Genomic DNA, 23,619 nt, shown 5'->3' on the forward strand with positions numbered 1-23,619 from the left:
AAATCATCGCCCATTATACACTGAAATAACACAATATGAGACGAGGAATATTGCAAATTTATGACGCTCTTCAGTCATTTGCTGCAAATTTATTCGTATTTTAACGCACTGGCAGGATCCACCTTCACCGCGCGATAGGCGGGGTAAATACTGGCAGCGAAACACAACAGCAATGAAAATAAAATAAGCAGAACGATTTGGTGCCAATGCATTTCAATCGGCAGCCCTACCCCACCTGTCGCCGCCATAATAGGTAAATCAAACAAACTCAGCAGATTATTTAATTGGCTAACCAATAACAATCCCCCCGCGGCGCCAAACAACGTGCCTTTTATGCCGTTATACAAGCCATTAAACAAAAATACCTGCATAACGCGGCTACGAGACAGGCCTTGGGTAAGCAAAATGGCAATATCACCTTTTTTCTCAGTAACTACCATAACCAAGGCTGAAACGATGTTAAATGCTGCCACGGCTATAATCAGCACTAACATGAGCGCCATCATGTTTTTTTCCATTTTAACCGCATCAAATAAAGGGCCTTGACGTGTACGCCAGTCATCACTGCTCAGCCCCATCTCAGCTAATGTATCCACCACGGATTTGTATTCAAATGGGTCTTGTAGAAACAAGCGCGTTTGGGCTATCCGGCTTACTTTATTACGCATCAGTTTAGCGCTGTCGTTGATATTCATTAAAATCACTTTCGAATCAAGCTCAGAGCCCACATCATAAATACCGACAACCGTAAATAAACGCTGGCTCGGCATTTGTCCAAACGGGCCAAATACGCTGCCTTGGGCAGATAAAATACGAGTTTGCTCGCCTAATCTCAAATCTAAGCGGGTAGACAGTGCGCGGCCCACAATAATCCCATAGCTGCCAGGAGTTAAGTCGTTAATTTGCCCCATCATCATATTTTCAGCGATGATAGAGTGCGCATCAGTGGTTTGCGGTTCAATGCCTTGGATCATCACGCCTTCTAAACTACGGGATGATTGCACGACCCCTTCTGACTCGATGAAATCACTGGCGGCAATGACCCCGGGCAATTGAGATAAGCTGGAAATGATCTGCTCACTTTCCCCTTGCGTATCTACCACTATGTGGGGCGCAATCCCTAGAATACGGTCTTTTAAGTCCCCCTCAAAGCCATTCATCACAGATAAAACGGTGATCAGGGACATTAAACCAAGGGCAATGCCGATAGCGGAAAATGCGTTGATAAACGCGATAAAGTGGTTACCTTTTGACGATTTTGCGTAGCGCAAACCGATAAAAGCAGAAACAGAGTGAAACATGCTAGCAATAGACTCTTAGCCAAGGGTTAGGGATAATTCAACGTTAATGTTAAATCAGGCAGTTTTTAGCGCCATGTGATTTAAACGCATTGCATTTAATCCATTAAAAAAAGCAGAATAAAACGTCTTCATCAATAATCGTTTAACTCATGGTAAAGTAAAACGTTTTTTGAATAATACGCTCTGGTCATAACGCAAACAAGGTTACAATACGTCAAGTGATGTTATAACGGATATTTACCCTGTAATATCTCAATTAACATATAAATGGACGATAAAAACCTAAGCTAAAGCCAAGGTAACCAAAGACATCCAGTTTCGGAGAATACATGCACGGCACCAGCCTCGAAGAAAAGCAGCAACAATTCAATGAGTTCTTTACCATAGAACACGCCATACGGGTGAACTTTAAAGCCGTAGCAGCTGGCTTTTCTTTGCCCGATGCAGATGATCTAGGCGAGCACATGCCCTACGCGTTTCGTGTGGCCAGTGAAGCAACCTCAATGGATGCTCAAACCTTACGCACATTGCGTAATATGGGTGAGCATGCTGAAGAGTTGGCCAGCTTTTTAAATGCACAATCGCGTAAAATCGACTTACTAATGTCGCTAGTATTGCAACAGCAAGACGATCCTAGCCAAGCATACGAGTCAGTCAAATTTGGTGGTGGTGGTATCATCGTCAAGTGCGACGAACCCTTCGAGCTTGAGCAAATTATCGAATTAAAGCTTTTTTTGAAAGAAGAGGCCTCCGCCATTTTCTGTTTCGGCGAAGTCATTGGATGCGAGCAGGTAGGCGAGCACTATCACGTATCACTTATTTACAACTGCATTCGTGATGAAGATCAAGACCTTCTGGTACGAGCAAGTTTACATCTTCAAACAGCGCAACTGCGAAAACGCGCCAAGCAACAAAAGAACGACTAATTTACATGACAGCAAGTATTTTTAATCCAACGCTGGCCAAAGGCCAAAGAGACGCTATTCACTGGGGAAACTTACACGGTAGTAGTTTAGCCCTAGCCATTGCCAATGCAGCAGGCAAGACCAAAGGCCCGATTCTAATGGTGACGGCTGATACACCAAGCGCCATGAAATTAGAAAAAGAGCTGAGTTTTTTCTTACAAGGTAAAAAGGTACAGGTGCAGTTATTCCCAGACTGGGAAACCCTACCCTATGATAATTTTTCGCCTCATCAAGATATTATTTCTCAGCGCCTAGAAACACTTTACCGACTCACTCAGGCAGAAAATAGCGTCTTTATTGTACCGGTAAATACCCTGATGCTGCGCATGGCGCCAACAGATTATCTCAGCAAATACTTGTTGTTCTTAAAGGTTAATCAAACCTTAGACATAGATGCCTTTCGCTCTGGGCTAGAGCGCTCTGGTTACCAACATGTCAATCAAGTCATGGGGCACAGTGAGTTTTCCATACGTGGCAGTATCATTGATTTATTTCCCATGGGCAGCCAACAGCCCTTTCGAATTGATATGTTCGACAATGAGGTCGACAGTATTCGTTATTTCGATCCTGACAGTCAGCGTTCAGGGGACAAAATAGACGAAATTAAGCTGTTACCGGCGCGCGAGTTCCCGACGGATCAAGATGGCATCAAATTGTTTCGCCAACAATATTTAGAAAAGTTCGATGCCAATAATTCGAAAGAATCAGTCTATTACCAAGTGGGTAAAGGCATGATGCCTGGCGGCATAGAATACTATTTACCGTTGTTTTTCGAGCAAAGCGCCACGCTGTTTGATTATTTGCACCCCGACACCTTGCTCATGATGCACGGCGATTTGGCCAAGGCCTGTGACTTTTTCTGGACCGACGTAAACGAGCGCTACGAACAATTGCGCTACAACCTAAGTCGTCCTCTTATGGCTCCGGCTGACCTATTTCTACGTAACGAAGAACTCTTTGCTGCGTTAAAGAAATGGCCAAGGATCACCATTGAACAAAACGCCAAAGAGCAAAAAGCGGGCGTCACCAATTACGACACTCGCACGATTGGTGATATTGCAATTAAATCGCAGAACAAAGTGCCTTGGGCAACCTTAAAAGAAAGGGTTAGCGAGTGGCAAAAAAGCGGTAGCAAGGTACTGTTTAGCGCCGAATCCCAAGGCCGAAGAGAAAGCCTGCTCGATTTACTCACCAAAGCGGGCATCAAGCCAAAGGCATTTGAGCACTTAGACGCCTTTCAAAAAAGCAAAGAACAACTCGGTATTACCATCGGATTAGCCGAGCATAGCTTTGTACTATTTGAAGATAACAAAGAGCTGGCGTTTATTACCGAAACAGAATTACTCGGGCATAAAATCAGTCAGCGCCGATTACGTGACAAACGCCAAGCGACCGACGAAAACGCGGTTATCCGCAATCTTGCCGAATTAGCGATTGGTCAGCCAGTGGTGCATTTAGATCACGGTGTGGGTCGATACCTTGGCCTGCAAACGTTAGATGCCGGCGGCGTCACCACTGAATACCTCACCATTGAATATGCCAAAGAAGCTAAGTTATACGTCCCCGTATCCGCGCTGCATTTGATCAGCCGCTACAGTGGGGGTGATTTAGAAAAAGCCCCACTGCATAATTTAGGCACCGAAACTTGGAGCAAAGCCAAGCAAAAAGCCGCTGAACGCGTCCGCGACGTCGCAGCTCAGTTACTCGATGTATATGCAAGACGCGCAGCCAAACCAGGGTTCTCGTATAAAATAGCGTGGGACGAGTACCAAGCCTTCAGTGACAGCTTTCCCTTTGAAGAAACCTTAGATCAGCAGCAGGCCATCAACGCAGTTATTCAAGATATGGGTAGTAGCAATGCCATGGACAGACTCGTGTGTGGCGATGTTGGCTTTGGTAAAACAGAAGTGGCCATGCGTGCAGCATTTATCGCTGCCAATCAAGGCAAGCAAGTGGCGATATTGGTGCCCACGACATTACTTGCTCAGCAGCACTATGAAAATTTCAAAGACAGGTTTGCCGACTGGCCGTTTAAGATTGAAGTGATGTCGCGCTTTGCCAGCGCCAAAGATCAAAAAGGCGTAATGGCCGGTTTAGATGACGGTAAAGTTGATATCGTGGTCGGGACCCACAAGTTGCTACAAAGCGATGTAAAGTTCGATGACTTAGGGTTGGTGATTATTGACGAAGAACACAGGTTCGGCGTACGCCAAAAAGAGAAGTTCAAAGCCCTTCGCTCGGATGTAGACATTCTTACGCTCACTGCCACCCCTATTCCGCGAACGCTAAATATGGCGCTGTCTGGCATGCGAGATTTATCTATCATTGCCACGCCACCAGCCAAACGCCTAGCAATCAAAACCTTTGTTAATCAACGCAACAAAGAACTTATTCGCGAAGCCATCATGCGAGAAATTTTACGCGGTGGTCAGGTTTACTTCCTGCACAATGAAGTAGAAAGTATTGAACGCACAGCGGATGAAATAGCCGAAATTGTACCTGAGGCCAGAATTGCCATTGGTCATGGTCAAATGCGCGAACGTGAACTCGAAAAAGTCATGGGTGATTTTTACCACCAGCGTTATAACGTTCTGGTGTGTACCACCATTATTGAAACAGGTATCGATGTACCAACGGCCAATACAATAATCATGGACCGAGCAGATCACTTAGGCCTTGCCCAATTACATCAATTGCGCGGTCGTGTGGGTCGCTCTCATCACCAAGCATATGCATACTTGTTAACGCCTCATCCTAAACGCATGACCAAAGACGCCAAAAAACGTCTGGACGCCATTTCATCTCTAGAAGATTTAGGCGCAGGTTTTGCCCTTGCCACCCACGATTTAGAAATTCGCGGTGCCGGTGAATTACTCGGTGATGACCAAACAGGGCAAATCACTACTGTGGGCTTTACCTTGTATATGGAAATGCTCGAACAAGCCGTTGAATCGCTTAAAGACGGTAAAGAGCCCTCCCTTGATGCCGCCCTTGCCAATCAAACAGAAATTGAATTGCGCGTACCTGCGTTGTTCCCAGAAGATTACGTCAATGACGTGAACACCCGTCTGTCGTTATATAAAAAATTAGCCAGCTGTAAAAACGAAAAGCAAATTAATGAAGTGCAAATCGAATTAATTGATCGCTTCGGGTTACTTCCAGATGCTGCAAAAAACTTAGTTCAAATTAGCCTAATGAAATTAGTGGCCAAGAAAATAGGAATTAACAAAGTGGAAGCAAATAATGCGGGAGGAGCGATTGAGTTTTCTGATAAAACGCAAATCGACCCAAGCTTTATTATCAAACTGATACAATCACAGCCGCGCATTTATCGCCTTGAAGGTGCCAACAAGTTGAAATTCAATGTGCCAACTGAGTCCGCCAGCGATAGACTGCAACTTATCCTGGATATGTTAAATGAATTTAGCCAGCAATTACGAGCCGCTTAATGCCAAAAATGTTTAGTTTTATAAAAACCATAAACCGCCCAACCACCACGCGAAAGCCTAAGCTTGCTATAACGCTTCTCGCGCTAGGCTGCACCTTATCTTTGCACAGCACAGCACAAGCAAAAGACTGGTGGTTTGATATAGAGGTTATCGTGTTTAAGCGCGATATTGCTGCCCAAAGTATTGCTGAAAGCTTCGAGCACAAAGCGCCAGAGTTTGCTTCATCGACCGCCTTTGATTTACTTAGCGGATATATCACGCCAGACCTGACATACATGAACGCCGGTTTACCGTATTGTGATGTCAGCATCGAAGAGAAACTAACAGAACAACAAGCGCGTGAACTCACCTTAACAAACCATGTATTCACCCAAACCGATTATTCCTATCTTGATGCACTGAACGCCCCCGAGTTAGACGAAACAACCGCATTGTTCGAGCAATTAAGCGGAACGCAAAATACGCAACCCGATACACAGTATACGCAAACAGACGGGCAAGATGAGCGCGCTGACGCTCTTAATGAGCAAGCAAACGAAGATAGTGATGCTGCTTTAGCGCAGCGCACCATCACCGAACCCACTTGGGTCAAATGGCAAACCCCGCCATCCTTACCCTGTGCGTTTGCACAAGACAAAGTGTTGCTTTTAGGGCCTTACGATCACCCTATTGCCGAGACACAACCAAGCCATATTCCTCGTGTTATCGACGGTGTGGAATGGCCAGATCGTCAAAGCCCGTATCTGTTGCCCAAAGCTAGCTTAGAATTAACAAAGCTTGAAGAGCATATTCGCTGGCAAAAAGATTTAACCCCTCTTTTACATGTGGTTTGGCGCCAGCCTGTGGTATTTGGCAGAGACAAGGCCCAGCCTTTCAAATTGATTGCCGGTGAAAACTACGCTTCAGCGTATGACCAAGACGGCAACCGAAAAGTAGAAACCGCGCCCAAAACAATCGTGGACCCGCGCTTTATGGATACACAACAAAGCGAAGATACATCTGAGTCGGGGCTAGCAAATGATACTTTATTCGCTCAAATCAATGCCGCAATTGCGTCTTCTGAACCGGCTAAAATTATCGACTTTAGTCAAAATGAGCACACAGATACTGACGCCAGTATTGATGCTGAAGACTTTATGCATGTGGCCGAGAACCCATTATGGCAAGTTGAGGGTGATTTCAAAGTGTACCTTGAGAACTTAGGTCGTACTCCGTATTTGCATATCGACAGTGATCTTGATTTTCGCGCACCGATCACCCTACGCTTACCCGGAGAAACCGATGTAGAGCCGAATAATTTTTTACAGAGTTTTCATTTCGATCAATTGCGCAGAGTCATTTCGACCCAGTTACACTACTTTGACCATCCCCTGTTTGGCATGGTGGTACAAATTCGCCGTTATGAACCGCCAAAGGAAACATCAGACAATTAATCTGTACATATTCTTTACTTACTCTTTACCTACTCTGTAGTTACCCTGTAGCGACTTTGAGGTAAAACACAAGCTAGCTGTGTTTAAAAATAGCGATATACGTACTAACACCAATCCGCATTAGTAGGTACTTCGTCTCTTATTAACGTGGGATGGTATAAAAAAAGCGGCTCATTTGAGCCGCTTTTTGTTGCTTACCTGCCATTCTTTTCGATGGCTTTATTTTCGGTAGGGTTATTTTAAATCGTTAGAAAACAGTATTTAAACGCATGTAGTAGTAACCGCCTTGCCAATCAACAATGTTGCTTGACCAGTAAACCGCGCCACAACATTCGTCACCGTTATCTTTGTCTGGGTACTCGTCAAAGATATTGCGCGCACCAGCTGCAATGCTGACGTTTTCACTGATTTGATAGGTAGCTTCTAAGTCGAAAAATACAGTAGGATCATATTCTTGACGCGTTGTAGCATCAGAGCTAATTGCGTTCTCGTATGAGCCGTAAACATTAGCACGCACCAACAAGGTTAAATCATCAAAACTATGTTTCGCTGAAGCAACGCCACGCCACTCAGGAATTGCATTTTCCAAATCAAATTGGTCTTCTGCGTTTAAGAAAGCAGACGCGTCAGAATCAATTTCGGTTTTGTTGTAGTTAACCGATGTGCTCAGCACTGTATCACCCATGGTGTAGGTCACAACAAAGTCCATGCCGTTAGTGACAGTATCAAATGCATTTTGGAAGTAGTTAACGCCCCCAATGGTGTTAGCACCGGCCACACCTGCGGCTTCTAACTTAAGGAAGTTAGCATAGGCATCTGCATCTGTTTCATCGGTTGATACGTCTAGCGTTGATACGGCATAGAAGCGATCTTCAAGTTCGATACGATAGAAATCCAACGTCACATTCAAATCGTCAATACTGCCCGTTACACCTAAGCTGTAATTCAATGATTTTTCGGGTTTTAACGCTTCAGCACCCAAAGCCTGACCCACAGCACTTAGTGCAGGGAACAAGCCTGTTGCCACTGGAAGGCCTTCAGGTAATCGCGTTGAAACGTTGGTGGTACCTTGTTGGCCAGGTGTCGGTGCTCTAAAACCTGTGCCCACTGAACCACGCATATTGAAATCATCGCTTATGGTGTATTTGAAGGCGAGTTTACCCACCAATTCAGACCCAAAATCAGAGTAATCTTCGTAGCGCATCGCAGCTTGTAAGAATAAGTCTTCGCTAACATCACTGCTTAAGTCCGCATAGATACCGTGCATATCACGCTCATACTCACCTGAGTACTCGGGTGAATAACCTGGGAAACCGTTCGAGCCAACGCCCACAACCTGATACACGGGATCGTCACTGTTTGAACAATCCAAGGTAGAGCCACCGGCAATTACCGCTAACCCTGCAGCGGTCGTTCCGCCAGCATCATCACAGAACCCCCATGGATCAGACGTCGCGTAAGCACCTGCCGAGTAAGAGGCTTCATCACCGCCTTTTAGCTCGTATGTTTCTTCCATGTAGGTCAAACCAAAAGCAAACAACACATCTGAATACAAACCAAAATCAAAGTATTTTGTGAAATCAGCAGAGAATTGCAATTCTTCATTGATTAAGTCCCCAGGATGGAATTCCGTAGGTGAATCAGCGCCCATTGAGGGGTTGATGGTATTTTTCAACGTGTATTCGATTTCGTTTGAGCCGAAACGGCCACTGAAGTCATAAGTCATTCCGTTAGCGAATTCACCTTCTAAACCACCAACCAAAGAGAAGTCGGTGATATCGCCAAAGAAGCGAGGGGTGAAACCACCTGGGAATTTCTCAAGCGGGCTATAGATAGAGCCGTCTTCTTGTCTTAAGTCTTCTATGGTGCCGTTTCCAGGATAACGATAATAGAAAGAAGCATCCCCTTCACTCTCAGAGTAATTACCAAATGCGTAGAACTTCATATCATCGTTAAATTCATAACCACTGTTGAAGAAAATACGTGTGGCTGAGGTATTTGGTTGTCCCCAAGGTTGCACTACGTCTTCGCCGCCTAAATTAGCGTTTTCTAAACCAGCAACAAAATCAGGGTCGCTTAAATATGGGTTAGCAGCACCACGCGGGTCGCTAGCATCAGCGCAGAACCAATCTTCACAGTATTGTTCACCGCGGTTGGTTGAATCTGAATCTGCATATTCAGCAGATAAACTTAAAAAGCCGTTATCACCTAAGGCAAAACCAATGTTCCCTGTTAGAGTAACTTGCTCACCATCACCTTCGTAATATTGGCCGGCGTCAACTGAAAACGAACCACCCTCGTCATTATCTTTCAGTACGAAGTTAATAACCCCAGCGATCGCATCTGAACCGTATTGCGCAGCAGCACCATCGCGCAATACTTCAACCCCTTTAAGCGCAGATGAAGGGATGGTCGCAATATCAGGGCCTTGCGTACCTGAACCGCCAATTTGCACCAACGCGGAGCGATGACGGCGTTTAGAGTTAACCAATACCAAGGTTTTATCCGTTGGCATACCGCGTAAGGTTGCAGGGCGGATAAAAGAGGCACCATCAGAAATGGGCTGGCGCTGTAACGAATATGACGGCACCAAGGTTTTTAGTATGTCATTGGTGTCCGAGAACGGAACAGCAGCCAAGTCGTCTTCACTCAAAACATCAACCGGTACAGGTGAGTCAGCAAGTGAGCGAGGAGCGCCACGCGAGCCGGTAATAACAACCTTCTCGTAAGCAGCGGCAGCTTCATCTGGCGTTTGGGTTTCTTGTGCGATTGCTGATGAAATGGCAACAGAACTCATTGCGCAGGTCACCAACCCGGTTTTTATTGCTTTGCTAAGTTTATTTTGCTTAAGCATGTGTGTTCACCTTTTTTATTTTTAATCTCTGCGAGCTAATTAACTTGGCTTTCCGTTATTGCACAGCCTGCTCGTCCCGAGCAGGTCTCCTATCAAATTGGTTTTTACTCTGGCTTAGCCAGCACCACTTCAATTTCTATTAGCATGTTCGGACCACCGGCCAAACCTGCGATTTGAAAAGCAGAACGCGACGGTTTATTTGGCTGCTCCTTCGTACCGAAGTACTTGGTGTACGCCTTCATAAATCCACCGAAGTCCATCTTTCCATCCATGGTAGGGTCGCCTACCATGAACACCTGCATTTTGACGACATCGCCAAAATCAACACCTAAGTCTTTAAACGAGCTCTCTAGTCGTTTAAACACACTCAAGGCTTGGGTTTCTGTGTCGCCGTAATATTCACGACTGCCCTTTTCTGCGTCTGGATTAACTGGGCCTGGGGTCATACCCGCATGAAAAATCAATGTGGTATCAGGGGTAACTTCAACCGCTCGGGAGATAGGAAACGGGTTGTTATTGGGTAAAGCATGACGCGTGACTTCTGCAAAGCTGTTAGCACTGAATAATGCGGCAGCTGCGGCGACTAAAATGCTTTTTTTCACGGTTTTGTTCATCTAAAGGTAACTCCTGGTTTTATTTAAGTTGGCTGATATACGCTGCGAGGTTTATCGCATCGGGATCAGATTGCACCATGGAAACGGCGGCTTTCATTTGTTGTCCGTACACATCTTTTTGGTCTGAGCCGCGAATACCTGCACGAAAGTGATTAATTTGTGTCAGTAAATACCAGTCATTTATGCCGCTAAGGCGCGGAGCTCCCATCGCTTGGTTTCCTGCTCCGTTTGCACCGTGGCAAGCTGCACAGCCTTGATATAGATTTTTTCCTGCTTCTATATCACCGTGAATGGTGGGCTCTGGTGTAGGTGACTCTGTTTTACCAATCCAACTGGCGATAGCGGAGATATCGCTCGGGGTTAAATGACGTGTCATGGCCTGCATTTCGCTGCCGGTCACATCGCTGGTGTGCGCCCCGCGAATACCTTGCTTGAAATTATTTAACTGACGCTCGATATACCATTTTGACAATCCACCTAAACGCGGCGCTTTAATATTGGCGTTGCCCTTTAATTGGCTTCCGTGGCACACAGTGCAGTATTCAAGCCCCTCAGGTGTAGGTGCTTCAGAGGCATGCACCGCACTTGCAGTGCCAGCAAACAATAGAAGGAAGAGTGTAGATTTAAGCGACATGACTGGCTGCTCCGCTTTTAGTGTGTGAACTGACAAGTTGGTTGAACTGTTTCAGAGCTTGCTCACTTGAGGCCAAGGCTCCCTCTTGCCAACCACTGTGGTGACTTATTTGATCGCCGATCATGAAGTGACGACCTTCCGGCTTTTGCAACAGGTGATAATATTTATCGAAATCTTCAGGGCTCATGCGCATACCACAACCCATTTGGTGATTCATACGGGCCCAAGGAATACTGATACCGTTCTCGATGTATTTACTGCACCCAGGATGGATTTTCTCTGCGGATAACGCCCCAGCGGTCAGTCGCTCTTGTGGGGTCATTTTTTCAAATATGCCGCTGACTTTAGCGTCCCAAGTATATGCTCCTAGTAAAATGCCTTTTTGCGCATGAATATCATGCGACGGATACCACAATTGATTGATAGGGTCAGTGGTATAACTAATACCGCCGTAAATACCATCACGCTCCCAGAAGCGCTCACTCATCTGATAGGCAATTTTAAATAAATGCCCACGTTTCACGCTGTCTAAGCCGGCTTGATAGGTTTCAGAGAAATTATTGTCGATACCCGCCATGAAATAAGCCGGAATGTTGTTGAAACAGTAATCTGCTTGAACCGTATGCAGTTTGCCACCTTGCTCATAAGTCACCTCAACACCGTTATCGCGATTATAGATTTTCTTCACTTGCGCGTTGAGTACAGGTTGGGTTTTCAGGTGGCGTAAAAAGCCTTTGATCACACCGTCCATTCCCCCGACAGGCTCCATTAGCGGCTCGCACCAATCGTACAGCTCTGCTCCTAAAAGCCCGCCATACCAAAACTGGCTATCGAGCATGGCTTTTAATTCAATTGGTGCGTGGGGAGTCGGAAATTCCAGCATGCGATCAGTCGTAGAGCCTGCTCGCTCACTACCAATGTATTTACCGTTTTCGGTTAAGTCACCATAGGTTTGCGAAAACTTCATGAGTTTCGCGACGTCTTCTTCAGACATCATTTGATCAAAGTTATGTGAGTCTGCTGACTTCCACAGTAACTCTGACATTAACCCGCGCACATCTGTGTGGTATTCAATAATACGCTTTGGTTTACCGTCTAAGGAGTTGTCGTCATGAAAATATGCCATCTTGCTGCTGTTGGCTTTGATCTGTAACGGTACATTCAATGCTCTGCAATAGTGCAACAAACGTCTATGGTGGCCAGGAATACGTGCAGGACCGCAGTTAAAATACAAATTATCTTGTTTATCAAATTGGCAAATTTGGGTATTGCCCATTTCATCGATTTTGTCGCCGTTGCGCACGGTTAAGTTACGCCCGCCAGGTCTAAACGAGGCTTCTAAGATTGTGCAATGAATACCCGCTTTTTCGAGCTCAAGTGCAGTGGCTAATCCCGCTACACCGGCTCCTAGAATAAGGGCTGTAGGTTGTTCGCCTTTAGCGGCAGGTGTGATGTGAACAGGCCCAGAATAACTATCATCAGGCATTAACCCTAAAGCGAGACTTGTTTTAAGTAATGCTGATGAACCGCCCGCTGCCCCTACATAATTGAGAAATTGTCTTCGAGTAATATTTAGCATAAGCGTTCTAACGTACTTCCTAATTTATCGTTCTAATGAGTTGCAAAATCAGGTTTATATGCTAACGACACACATCAAATCACAGAACGCACAATAGTATTGTGCCGCCCCATATTTTTTTTATACCCCTTAATTTATAAGGGTTTCAGTGACATTAAAGGGAAAAGAAAGAAGCTTCCAAGTAACTTTCTATTCAAAAATGCATAAGTTATACGGCATTAAAATTGCTTTTCTGGAAGTGGAGTGACTTCGCGATAGTGAACAACGCGTTTTTTAGCCATGGTGAGTAACGTATTTGTCGTCGAAACATGAACGTGACTCTATTTTTGATTTGAACTCGCTTTCACTTAAGAGCATAAGCCCAAATATAGAGCAGATGCTAATTTGGGCACCTATTTTGCTACCTCGTCTTTAGCAAACAATTATATGAATAAAACAGCGTGATTTTGGGTACTGAATGAACACAAAACAATTAGAGTATTTTTTGGCCACAGTAGAGCAAGGAAGTATTTCAAGTGCAGCTAAAATGCTGGATGTCGCACAACCTGCGATCAGTTTGCAATTGGCGAATTTAGAGCATGAATTAAAAATAAAGTTATTCGAGCGGAATTTTCGCGGGGTATCCCTTACGCTCGCGGGTACGCAATTTGAAGAACATGCGCGGCTAATTTTAAACCAAATTAACACCGCAAAATTCGATCTTATTGGCCTACAAACCGAATGCAAAGGCAAAGTGATTATCGGCCTTAGCCAGTCACTGTGTAATGTGCTGTCAGTGCAACTGCAAACCGAATTAGAACATCGTTTTCCCAACGTCGAATTAGCATTTAGGGTGGGGCCATCCTATATGGTAGAAAGCTGGTTCGCTGAGCAACAAATTGATATTGCCCTGTGTTACAACGTGGAATTGAGCAAGCATGCCGCCAGCTCGCTGGCGCTGATGAACGAAAATTTGTACTTGTATATTTCGCCTCGTCCCAAAAACCCAAGTTACAGTGAGCTTTCGTTGTTTGGCTCAATTCCCTTTGAAGCGTTGCAAGACTATGAATTATTTATGCCTGACCGAAGAGACGCGCTGCCTAAGTTGCTTGAAGAACAAGCCCAAAAGCTTGGGGTAAAGTTAAAAACGCGAAATGCGTTTGGGCAGTTGATGACCACCCTACATTACATTTCCCAAGGCTTCGGCTTAGCCATATACCCCTCTTCTGCGACCTGTCATTTAGAGGTCAATCATCAAATTCGGGCAATAAATATAACTGAACCAGAATTAAAGCGAGAAGTGTATTTGCGCCTAGCGGACCACCAGCACAAAAATCCTGCGGTAGCGGCTGTCTTTGAGCTTATCCGAGAAACTGCGGCAAACTTACATGCAGACAACAGCTGGCGTGGTGATTTACTAGATAGCAAATATCAGCAGCAGTCTGTTATTAATATTGAATCCGCTGTGGCAGGCTAGGTGTTTGTAACCTAGCCTCTTACACACTCTTCACATTCAGCGGCTTAAGGTGGTCCTAGCGCAGAATATTTAACGCTTGAGCACCGCTCATCCCCTTTTCAACACCTAATTGACGCGCCGCTTTTGACACCTGAGATACCGGCCGTTGCAACATATCTTCATGGGTTTTCACCCCTGAGACGATAGCGCATGCTTCACCGGTTTTTTCGCATGTTTGCACATCAACGTAAGCACAGGCAAGTAACCCTTTGCTACCCTGCACGGTTAACAGGGGTAACTGTAATTCTATCCGCTCGCGTTTTAGCTCTCCCCAGTTAAATTCTGACGCTTGAGCCCCAATGCTAAACACAAGGCTAACTGCAACCCCAATCACCTTCACCATATACCGACTCCTTAATCATGCTTAATATCAATGTGGAAACGAGCTTTTGCAGTATTGGTGCCATATGGGCAGCGTAACAAGCAGCACAGTTATAAGCAGTAAAAAGCCTAAGTGATTGATATTATTGCACCAAAAGCGACATTTTAACGATTCGAATTGCACTTATTTGTCGCCACGATGCGGGCGCGCACAGCAACAAAATCGACATCCTTAAGCGGGAACGATTTATCCGCAAATGTGGCTCAAACAGAAACCTGAGCTATCGCTAACCACTTTTTCAATATTCAGTTAGCGCAGCTGTTTATACGCCCAGCTGTTCATAAGCCCAGCTCTTTATAAGCCCAGCAGTTGATAAACGCTGAGATTACAAAGAGCACAAGTTGGTCCAGAAAGTTTAGGTATTAACGCAGCTTAGGTATTAACGTAACAGGGCATAACACAGCAAACCAACAATACAGGAGATTAAAAAGCTCAAAATCGCTCCTTCTTTAACCATATCATTTATGCTGACTTCACCTGAGCCGTATACAATGGCATTGGGTGCAGTGGCAACAGGTAACATAAAGGCACAACTGGCTGCCATGGCTGCGGGGATCATAAATAGCGCGGGGTCGTTACCAGAAGATACAGCAGCCACCGCTAAGATGGGCATAAGCAATGTTGCTGTGGCGGTATTGCTGGTGATTTCTGTTAGATAAGTCACAATCAAGCAAATGGCTAAAATAACCATTACTAAGGGCAAGCTCGTTAAGCTCAGTAACCATTGCCCAAGAATTTGACTTAGGCCAGAAGCGCTAAACCCTTTCGCCAATGCAATTCCACCCGCAAACAATAGTAGTACGCCCCACGGAATGTTTTTCGCGGTTTCCCAGTCGAGCAATCTGCTGCCTTTTCCATTAGGTACCACAAACATCGCCACAGCCGCGGTTAAGGCGATGGTGCTGTCTCCGGCATAGGGAATATCAAACCAGCCACTCCAACCACCAAATGGCTCGTTGCGGGTTATCCATGCCAGCGCAGTGGCACCAAATACCCCTAATGTTCGCGATTCTTCTTTACGCCAAGCGCCTAACTTAGGTAACGAAATATCATGCTCAAGGGTGACATTACGCGTCAGCCACAATGCGATAATAGGTAAGCTGATTAATACCACCGGCACACCAACTTTCATCCATGCTAAAAAACCAAACTCGTGCCCTGTTTGCTGTTGATAAATACCGGCAAATATCACATTCGGTGGCGTGCCGATCAACGTCCCCAGCCCGCCGACACTCGCTGAATACGCTATCCCTAAAATTAAAGCGACTTTAAGTTTTGGATTATCTACGTGGGATAATACCGCCAACGCCATCGGCAATATAATAAGCACGGTGGCAGTGTTTGAGATCCACATGCTTAAAAAACCCGTCGCAAGGGAAAACCCCATTACCAGACGCCGACCACTGCTCACGCCTACCATTCGCACCATGTAAACCGCTAAACGCTCGTGGGCACCACTTCGCTCTAACGCGGTGGAAAGCATGAACGCCCCCATCAAGAGCAAAATAACGTGACTCCCTAACGCTGAGGCTGCAGTGCCATGGTCAAGTACCCCAAATAAAGGTAACAATGCAAAAGGAACCAGCGAAGTAGCAGGAATAGGCACGGCTTCACTTACCCACCAAATAACCGTTAATGCCGTGATGGCTGCCGTAACAGCGGGCAAATATTCTACTTGTGAAAAGCGTAAAAATTCGTAAAACGCGATCGCCACTATTGGACCAATCAAAATAAAGTGCTGACGGGTTAATTGCATAACATGTTCTGTCCTGATGTATAGCGCTGACGTAATGCTTAGGCTAAGCACATAATTTGTCTTCGCTCTATTTTATGAAACCGCACAAAACAGAGCGTAATCACTAAGAAAAATAATTATTAGGCTTCAGTCAAACGCTTGATAGAAACCCGTGTATTTTGACTCGCCGAACGATCAATTTAGCCGAGCTACTTCGCCCGGTCTATTAACATGCTTGCCGCTCGACATAGCTGAGTGATCTAACCAGCTTTACGATCTAACCAGCTTTGCAATCTAACCAGCTTCGCGCTTTAGTGTGCGGTGTAAAAAGTAACATCTTATTGGTTGTAATACGCTTCAAGTGTACGCAGCGCACTTGTGTAATCGTCTGTTTTAGCAAGCGCTCTAAAATCAGCACTGGGTGCCTTAACTAATTTCGCTAAGCGCGGATTATCCGGTAAATTACTCGGTAAACTGTCGATAACCTGAACGGCAGCATCCGAATTATTGCACACCAACACCATGTCACATCCGGCATTTAATGCTGCGCTTGCTCTGGCGGCAAAGTTTCCAATAAATGCCGCCCCTTGCATTGATAAATCATCTGAAAAAATCACGCCTTCAAATTGCATTTTCTTGCGTAGGTAGGTTTGAAGCCACACTTTAGAAAATCCTGCAGGCATGTCATCCACATCTGGGTAAACAACATGTGCAGGCATCACCCCATCGAGTAATCCCATTTCGTTTAAGCGGGTAAAAACCTGCATATCCAATTGGGTGATTTGTTCGAGGCTGCGCTTATCGACTGGCATGGCTATGTGCGAGTCTTCTTTCACATTACCATGTCCTGGAAAGTGTTTGCCTGTGGCTTTCATGCCAGCACTGTGCATCCCTTTAATAAACGCACTGGCCATCTGAATCAATGGCTCTGGCTGGGAATGAAAAGAACGATCACCTATCACGTCCGACACACCGTTTAAGTCCAATACGGGCGCAAAACTCAGATCAATATCCAATGCCAAACACTCAGCTGCCATCAACCAACCAAAGGTATTGCAGTAATGTTGGGCTTTGGTTAAATCTTCAGTGCTTTGCTGGTAAATAGCCCCCATTGCAGGAATGGCACTGAAACCATCACGAAAACGTTGTACTCGCCCGCCCTCATGATCGACACCAATTAACACCTGGTTTCGTGCAGCTAAACGAATTTGAGCAATGAGCTGGGCAAGTTGCTTTTGATCATAATAGTTACGGCTGAATAAAATAACCCCGCCAACCAGCGGATGGTCGAGCAGTTCTTTGTCATCAGGTGTTAATTCACAACCTGTGACATCTAACATTATTGGTCCCATGAATCATCTTATAACGCGTTGAATTAAATGCACTATAAGAGAACCCGTTAAATAAACAAAGCCTCAACAAGCCCCTTCATTAAATAAAGAGCAAATTATTCTGCGATGGCGTTTAAACAATGAGCAAACATATAGAGTTTGCACACAAATTAAGCGTTAGAACCCTTAGAAAAATCATAGACATAAAAATGTATGACATTCCGCGCTGGGCATGATTATACTAGGTAAAATCGTTATTTTATTGAGTTACTATGGGTTTTCACACCGTTGGATTGATAGGCAAGCAAGGACATTCTGGAGCGAATTTAAGCTTGCAGGCTTTGATTGTTTATCTAAAACAGAAAGACTGCCGGGTCATTGTAGAGCAAAGCTGCGCGTCGCAATTAAAAGGCAATGGATTTGAAATAGCCGACCTGAATACCATAGGTACCCAAGCCGATTTAGCCATCGTGGTCGGTGGTGACGGCAATATGCTTGGCGCCGCTCGGGTATTAGCTAAACACAATGTTGCCGTAGTCGGTATCAACCGAGGCAACTTAGGCTTTTTAACCGATATCAATCCGGATGACTTCGAACACCAACTAGACACTATTTTTGCTGGTGAGTGCCAAATCGAGCAGCGTTTTTTACTCGAGCTTGAAGTGTACCGAGGAGGAGAGCTTCAAAGCACCAATTCAGCGGTAAACGAAGTGGTGTTGCACCACGGAAAAGTTGCCCATATGATGGAGTTTGAAGTCTACTTAGATGAAAACTTCGTATTTAGTCAACGCTCTGATGGGCTTATTGTTGCTACCCCAACCGGTTCAACGGCCTATTCATTATCAGGCGGTGGGCCGATTTTAACGCCGAATTTAGACGCCCTTAGCCTAGTACCTATGTTCCCCCATACGCTCAGCGCTCGCCCCATAGTAGTAGACGCCAACAGCACTGTGCGAATGAAAGTATCCAAAGAGAACAAAGATAATCTACAGGTCAGTTGCGACAGTCACATCGTGCTCACCGTATTACCCGGAGACGAAATAGTCATCCGCAAAAACCCAGCAAAATTATCCCTAATCCATCCTAAAGATTACAATTATTTCAACGTGTTACGCACAAAACTAGGCTGGGGTAGTAAACTTTACTAACCCTATTTGCAACACAACTACCTACAAACGAATCGCCACAACGTTAGCCGTTGTCCTAAGATAGTTGATTATTTGTTAAGCCAATTTTTCAGTATATCTAGAGGAGTTTTTGTAGGTCTACGCGTATCGTTTAAAGCTATATACAATAGGGCGTAAGTAAAATCTGGCTAAAGCGCAAAAGCAACCGGCAGAGTCGCTTTTGGTTAAACATCTAACTTGAAAATTTGCTTACAGTTAATTCGTCGTTAACCATGGCAAACATCACTACACAAAGTCTTATCTCACTTGCAACACCCATAGTCAGTACCTGGCTAAAAATATCTTTTTATTTTAGCTGCACATGTAACGCTTAAAAAACAATCTATCTTATTGATTTACAACAATTACACCTAATTGTACAAAATGTACACGGTAATTAAAATCGACAAGTTCACTAGACAGGCGCGAAAATATGTATATATTTACAGTTACTGTATGTTTGAACAGGTGTTGGTATGTTACTTCATTTATCTATTCGAAATTTTGCTGTGGTTAAATCATTAGACATCGATTTAGCGCAAGGTATGACTGCCGTTACGGGTGAAACCGGCGCCGGCAAGTCCATTTCTGTTGATGCCTTAGGTTTGTGCCTTGGGGATAGAGCTGAAGCAGGTTTTGTGCGCAGTGGCGCTGACAAAGCTGAGATCTGCGCATCATTTGACGTGAGCAAGTTAACACTCGCGACTAAATGGTTACAAGAGCATGAATTGGATGATGGAGATGATTGCCTAATAAGACGGGTTATTTCAAGTGAAGGTCGCTCTAAAGCCTTCATTAATGGTACGCCTGTGCCGCTAAGCCAACTGAAATCTTTAGGTCAATACTTATTGAGTATTCACGGCCAACATGCCCATCAACAAATTTTAAAAGCAGAGACACAGCGTGAACTGCTCGACAACTTTGCTGAGCACACTTCTTTACTGAATAAAGTAGCGCTGCACTATCGCACGCTGCAACAAAAACAAAAACAATATCGCGAGCTTTTGGCTGGTCAGCAGCAACGCGCGGACCGTTTCCAGCTTTTGTCTTATCAAGTCTCAGAGCTAGATGAGTTTGCAATCGGTGAAGGTGAATTTAGTGAGCTTGAAAGTGAACATAAAAAACTCAGCAATAGCCAAGCCCTGTTAGAACAAACCCAATTAAGCTTTTATCAGCTGTATGAAGCAGATGACTTCAATGCATTGTCAGCTGTGCAAAACAGCATAGATAGATTAACGGAATTACAAGATCACGACCCTTCCCTGTCGCCCATTTTAGCGCTATTAAATGAGGCCAGCATTCAAATTGATGAAGCCGCCCAAGAGCTTAGAAACTACACTGAGCAATTAGAAATTGACCCGATGAAAATGCAGCAGGTAGAAGCCCGTTATTCGCAAGCGTTGGATTTAGCTAGAAAGCACCAAGTGCAAGCTGAAGGCTTATATGATTATCATCAAACGTTGGCCCAAGAATTATCACAACTATCACAAGACGATGAATTACTGGAAAGTATACAAGAAGAATTAATTTCATTAGAAAAGCAATACTTTCATAGTACTGAGCAACTCAGCTTATCGCGCACCAAAGCCGCCGGTAAATTAGCTAAGCAAGTCGAAAGCCAAATTCATAAAATGAATATGGTTGATGCGATATTTAAAATTGAAGTTGAACCGCAAGCCAACAGCGCCCCAAGTAAACACGGTTTAGATAATATTCAATTCAAAGTGTCAACGAACAAAGGCCAGAGCTTAGATAAAATTGAGAAGGTCGTTTCTGGAGGTGAGTTATCGCGTATTGGTTTGGCAATACAGGTTATTAGCTCTCACAATAGCCAAGTTGCCACTATGATTTTTGACGAAGTCGATACCGGTATTAGTGGTTCAACGGCGTCAGTAGTGGGTCACTTACTTCGAAAGTTAGGCGAGAGCTGCCAAGTAATATGTGTCACCCATTTACCCCAGGTAGCAGCTCGAGCGCATAACCAAATGTTTGTCACTAAGTTCAGTGACAAGAAAACGACTGAAACCCACATGATTTCTTTACAAGAAAGTGAACGAATTGAAGAGTTGGCACGTCTACTAGCTGGAGACAAATTAACAGATTCTGCGCTCGCCAACGCCAAAGAGTTACTACAAATCAGTAATTCATAACAATTATGCATTGATTAGGCTATCTTGGCTGAGTTAGGATGCTTCGCCTAAGGACCTTTAGCGAAGTATGTGTAGGGTCATTATTTACCTATTAGCTGAGAATTTAAATAAGAATGAAGTTTAGAAATATATTGGTGGTGATTGCTGCCTCGTTGATGTTATCTGCATGTGCTGATTGGATTTATCGAATTGACGTTCCCCAAGGTAACTTTTTGGATGAGCGTGACGTAAGTAAATTGCGTATTAACATGACAAAAGAGCAAGTAGTGTACGTATTAGGAAAGCCCGTTGTTGAAGACTCTTTTGATCACGACACTTGGTATTACTTGTATCAGATGAAGCGCGGCATGGCTAAACGCGGTAAAGACTTTCGTAAGGAACTGACTCTTAGCTTTGTAGATAATCGTGTTAGCGAGGTTTCTGGAGACTTTGAGCTCTCTGAAGACTTCTATACTCCGTTAGATGAGTAAGCCCCACCTTAAGAAATAACGAATGTCGGTTAATTTATTCCTTGTCATTTGCATGCAGAATAAATTAATCGACCTTCAGTTCACTTACCAATAGTCACCCTATTTTTGGGCCTTGTAATCTTTTTGAGCCCTCCCCTTCTATCCGCTTTCAGGCTTTATAAGCTTATTTAGCACTATTTGATTTGCCGGCAAACCCGCTAATCGCAACGAGAGCAGGTATATTTGTCATAAAACTGACGGTAATTCCCGCTAATATTAGCCGAGTCATGGGCGTTTATGGCATAATATGCGCCGCATTTTCCTCAAACCGTCGCGCTAATGAATGCATAACTTGATATCCACTTTATGACTTTCAGCTTAGCGCTTATCGCTAGCACAATGAATAGCGCCGAGGAATAACACTTTTCACCTCAAATATCGGAAGAACACATTGTTAACGACCGCAAACATCACTATGCAATTTGGCGAAAAGCCATTATTTGAAAATGTATCAGTTAAATTTGGTAACGGAAATCGTTACGGCTTAATCGGCGCAAATGGCTGTGGTAAATCTACCTTTATGAAAATACTAGGGGGAGATTTAGAGCAAACAGCAGGTAACGTATCAACTGACCCAGGCGAGCGCATTGGTAAGTTGAAACAAGACCAGTTCGCTTACGAACAATACAGTGTCATCGATACGGTAGTGATGGGTCACAACGAGCTTTGGAAAGTCAAAGCTGAGCGTGATGCGATTTACGCTAACCCTGAGATGACGGAAGAAGATGGTATTCGCGTAGCAGACCTAGAATCTGAGTTTGCGGAAATGGACGGGTACACAGCCGAAGCGCGTGCTGGTGAGCTATTGATTGGTGTAGGTATTCCAGTTGAGCAACATTATGGGCCTATGAGTGAAATCGCTCCGGGCTGGAAACTACGAGTGCTATTAGCTCAAGTTATCTTTTCAGACCCAGATATCATGTTACTCGATGAGCCTACCAACAACCTGGACATTAACACCATTCGCTGGCTGGAAGGCGTATTAAATGAACGTAATTGTTCGATGATCATTATTTCTCACGATCGCCATTTTCTTAACAGTGTTTGCACCCACATGGCAGACTTAGATTACGGTGAGATCCGTTTGTTTCCAGGCAATTACGATGAATACATGACGGCCTCGACGCAAGCGCGTGAGCGACTCGTCGCTGATAATGCCAAGAAGAAAGCACAAATTGCTGAACTACGCACCTTTGTTAGTCGCTTTTCAGCAAATGCTTCTAAGTCTAAACAGGCGACATCGCGCGCTAAACAAATAGACAAAATCAAACTTGATGACATCAAACCATCAAGCCGTCAAACCCCTTTTATCCGTTTTGAGCAAACGAAGAAGCTACACCGTAACGCCTTAGAAGTAACAGGCTTAAAGAAGTCCTATGAAAAAGAGTTGTATAACGGCTTAGACTTAATGGTTGAAGTAGGCGAGCGGATCGCGGTTATCGGTGAGAATGGTTTAGGTAAAACCACCCTGCTTAAATGTTTAGTCGGAGACACAGACTTAACTGCCGGTGAAGTAAAATGGTCAGAAAATTCAAATATCGGCTATTACGCTCAAGACCACGCCCATGAGTTTGAAAAAGATATGACGCTTATGGAGTGGATGTACCAATGGGCGCAAGAAGGCGATGACGAGCAAGTCATGCGTGGCACGCTTGGTCGCTTACTGTTCTCGCAGAACGAAATTACTAAGTCTGTTAAAGTCATATCTGGCGGCGAACAAGGTCGAATGATGTTTGGTAAGTTGATGCTTCAGCGCCCAAATATTCTGGTGATGGATGAGCCAACAAACCACATGGATATGGAGTCAATCGAATCATTAAACTTGGCTCTAGAAAACTATGCGGGTACGCTTATTTTTGTTAGTCACGACCGAGAATTTGTTTCGTCAGTAGCGACTCGTATTATTGAAATTACCCCAAATGGTGTTGTGGACTTCCGTGGCAACTATGAAAGCTACCTAGAAAGCCTAGGCGCCTAGTGTATGATTGAGAGCGCTCATCGCGCGCTCTAGATACAAAAAAG

General features: G+C 44.6%; 16 protein-coding genes. 8 read left to right on the top strand and 8 right to left on the bottom strand.

Annotated features, from left to right (window positions below):
- Window positions 1-89: 89 nt before the first annotated feature.
- Window positions 90-1,301 (bottom strand): lipoprotein-releasing ABC transporter permease subunit, encoded by a 1,212-nt coding sequence (locus tag GCHA_RS07545; protein WP_007986724.1) that lies wholly within the window; start codon window positions 1,299-1,301, stop codon window positions 90-92.
- Between the two features lie 329 nt (window positions 1,302-1,630).
- Here GCHA_RS07545 and GCHA_RS07550 point away from each other — a divergent pair, with 329 nt between their 5' ends.
- The 3 genes from GCHA_RS07550 to GCHA_RS07560 are packed head-to-tail and all read left to right on the top strand — an operon-like array spanning window position 1,631 to window position 7,148.
- A complete protein-coding gene (locus GCHA_RS07550; protein ID WP_007986726.1) occupies window positions 1,631-2,227 on the top strand; it encodes a PilZ domain-containing protein in 597 nt (198 codons plus the stop codon).
- Between the two features lie 5 nt (window positions 2,228-2,232).
- The gene (mfd, locus tag GCHA_RS07555; RefSeq protein ID WP_007986728.1) at window positions 2,233-5,715 is read left to right on the top strand and encodes a transcription-repair coupling factor; all 3,483 of its coding nucleotides are present in this window, start codon (window positions 2,233-2,235) and stop codon (window positions 5,713-5,715) included.
- Window positions 5,715-7,148 (top strand): CsiV family protein, encoded by a 1,434-nt coding sequence (locus GCHA_RS07560; RefSeq protein ID WP_007986730.1) that lies wholly within the window; start codon window positions 5,715-5,717, stop codon window positions 7,146-7,148. The genes mfd and GCHA_RS07560 overlap by 1 nt, the downstream gene beginning before the upstream one ends.
- Window positions 7,149-7,395: 247 nt before the next feature.
- Here GCHA_RS07560 and GCHA_RS07565 read toward each other — a convergent pair whose 3' ends face one another.
- The 4 genes from GCHA_RS07565 to GCHA_RS07580 all read right to left on the bottom strand — a co-directional run bounded on the left by GCHA_RS07565 (window position 7,396) and on the right by GCHA_RS07580 (window position 12,829).
- Entirely contained in the window at window positions 7,396-10,002 is a 2,607-nt protein-coding gene (locus tag GCHA_RS07565; RefSeq protein WP_007986732.1) for a TonB-dependent receptor plug domain-containing protein, read from the bottom strand.
- A 104-nt stretch (window positions 10,003-10,106) separates the two neighbouring features.
- Entirely contained in the window at window positions 10,107-10,616 is a 510-nt protein-coding gene (locus GCHA_RS07570) for a RidA family protein (protein WP_007986734.1), read from the bottom strand.
- A 19-nt stretch (window positions 10,617-10,635) separates the two neighbouring features.
- Window positions 10,636-11,250 (bottom strand): c-type cytochrome, encoded by a 615-nt coding sequence (locus GCHA_RS07575; protein WP_039992204.1) that lies wholly within the window; start codon window positions 11,248-11,250, stop codon window positions 10,636-10,638.
- Window positions 11,240-12,829, bottom strand: coding sequence for a flavin monoamine oxidase family protein (locus GCHA_RS07580; RefSeq protein WP_007986738.1), 1,590 nt, complete (start codon window positions 12,827-12,829; stop codon window positions 11,240-11,242). Before GCHA_RS07580 ends, GCHA_RS07575 begins: the two co-directional genes overlap by 11 nt.
- Before the next feature lie 457 nt (window positions 12,830-13,286).
- Between GCHA_RS07580 and GCHA_RS07585 the strand changes: the two genes are divergently transcribed.
- On the top strand, window positions 13,287-14,285 hold the full coding sequence (locus GCHA_RS07585) for a LysR family transcriptional regulator (protein ID WP_007986741.1): 999 nt from the start codon (window positions 13,287-13,289) through the stop codon (window positions 14,283-14,285).
- Between the two features lie 55 nt (window positions 14,286-14,340).
- Here GCHA_RS07585 and GCHA_RS07590 read toward each other — a convergent pair whose 3' ends face one another.
- From GCHA_RS07590 to nagZ, 3 genes are all read right to left on the bottom strand, one after another.
- Window positions 14,341-14,667, bottom strand: a complete 327-nt coding sequence (locus tag GCHA_RS07590; protein WP_007986743.1) for a YunC family protein — start codon at window positions 14,665-14,667, stop codon at window positions 14,341-14,343.
- A gap of 418 nt (window positions 14,668-15,085) precedes the next feature.
- On the bottom strand, window positions 15,086-16,462 hold the full coding sequence (locus tag GCHA_RS07595; protein WP_007986745.1) for an SLC13 family permease: 1,377 nt from the start codon (window positions 16,460-16,462) through the stop codon (window positions 15,086-15,088).
- Window positions 16,463-16,779: 317 nt separating this feature from the next.
- On the bottom strand, window positions 16,780-17,793 hold the full coding sequence (nagZ, locus tag GCHA_RS07600) for a beta-N-acetylhexosaminidase (protein WP_437123581.1): 1,014 nt from the start codon (window positions 17,791-17,793) through the stop codon (window positions 16,780-16,782).
- A 251-nt stretch (window positions 17,794-18,044) separates the two neighbouring features.
- Here nagZ and nadK point away from each other — a divergent pair, with 251 nt between their 5' ends.
- The 4 genes from nadK (at window position 18,045) to GCHA_RS07620 (ending at window position 23,575) form a co-directional block, all read left to right on the top strand.
- The gene (gene nadK / locus GCHA_RS07605; RefSeq protein WP_007986749.1) at window positions 18,045-18,920 is read left to right on the top strand and encodes an NAD(+) kinase; all 876 of its coding nucleotides are present in this window, start codon (window positions 18,045-18,047) and stop codon (window positions 18,918-18,920) included.
- 494 nt (window positions 18,921-19,414) lie between these two features.
- Complete coding sequence (gene recN, locus GCHA_RS07610) at window positions 19,415-21,088, top strand: DNA repair protein RecN (RefSeq protein ID WP_007986751.1); 1,674 nt, start codon at window positions 19,415-19,417, stop codon at window positions 21,086-21,088.
- Between the two features lie 113 nt (window positions 21,089-21,201).
- Window positions 21,202-21,558, top strand: coding sequence for an outer membrane protein assembly factor BamE (locus tag GCHA_RS07615; protein WP_007986752.1), 357 nt, complete (start codon window positions 21,202-21,204; stop codon window positions 21,556-21,558).
- A 430-nt stretch (window positions 21,559-21,988) separates the two neighbouring features.
- Window positions 21,989-23,575, top strand: a complete 1,587-nt coding sequence (locus GCHA_RS07620) for an ABC-F family ATPase (RefSeq protein ID WP_039992205.1) — start codon at window positions 21,989-21,991, stop codon at window positions 23,573-23,575.
- Window positions 23,576-23,619 lie beyond the last annotated feature (44 nt).

Source organism: Paraglaciecola chathamensis S18K6 (genome assembly GCA_000314955.1).
Lineage (GTDB): Bacteria > Pseudomonadota > Gammaproteobacteria > Enterobacterales > Alteromonadaceae > Paraglaciecola > Paraglaciecola chathamensis.

Coding starts and splice junctions, on each gene's coding strand:
- GCHA_RS07590 (WP_007986743.1), bottom strand. CDS start 14,667: ATGGTGAAGGTGATTGGGGTTGCAGTTAGCCTTGTGTTTAGCATTGGG.
- GCHA_RS07575 (WP_039992204.1), bottom strand. CDS start 11,250: ATGTCGCTTAAATCTACACTCTTCCTTCTATTGTTTGCTGGCACTGCA.
- nadK (WP_007986749.1), top strand. CDS start 18,045: ATGGGTTTTCACACCGTTGGATTGATAGGCAAGCAAGGACATTCTGGA.
- GCHA_RS07615 (WP_007986752.1), top strand. CDS start 21,202: ATGAAGTTTAGAAATATATTGGTGGTGATTGCTGCCTCGTTGATGTTA.
- mfd (WP_007986728.1), top strand. CDS start 2,233: ATGACAGCAAGTATTTTTAATCCAACGCTGGCCAAAGGCCAAAGAGAC.
- GCHA_RS07545 (WP_007986724.1), bottom strand. CDS start 1,301: ATGTTTCACTCTGTTTCTGCTTTTATCGGTTTGCGCTACGCAAAATCG.
- GCHA_RS07550 (WP_007986726.1), top strand. CDS start 1,631: ATGCACGGCACCAGCCTCGAAGAAAAGCAGCAACAATTCAATGAGTTC.
- nagZ (WP_437123581.1), bottom strand. CDS start 17,793: ATGGGACCAATAATGTTAGATGTCACAGGTTGTGAATTAACACCTGAT.
- GCHA_RS07580 (WP_007986738.1), bottom strand. CDS start 12,829: ATGCTAAATATTACTCGAAGACAATTTCTCAATTATGTAGGGGCAGCG.
- GCHA_RS07585 (WP_007986741.1), top strand. CDS start 13,287: ATGAACACAAAACAATTAGAGTATTTTTTGGCCACAGTAGAGCAAGGA.
- GCHA_RS07570 (WP_007986734.1), bottom strand. CDS start 10,616: ATGAACAAAACCGTGAAAAAAAGCATTTTAGTCGCCGCAGCTGCCGCA.
- GCHA_RS07595 (WP_007986745.1), bottom strand. CDS start 16,462: ATGCAATTAACCCGTCAGCACTTTATTTTGATTGGTCCAATAGTGGCG.
- recN (WP_007986751.1), top strand. CDS start 19,415: ATGTTACTTCATTTATCTATTCGAAATTTTGCTGTGGTTAAATCATTA.
- GCHA_RS07565 (WP_007986732.1), bottom strand. CDS start 10,002: ATGCTTAAGCAAAATAAACTTAGCAAAGCAATAAAAACCGGGTTGGTG.
- GCHA_RS07560 (WP_007986730.1), top strand. CDS start 5,715: ATGCCAAAAATGTTTAGTTTTATAAAAACCATAAACCGCCCAACCACC.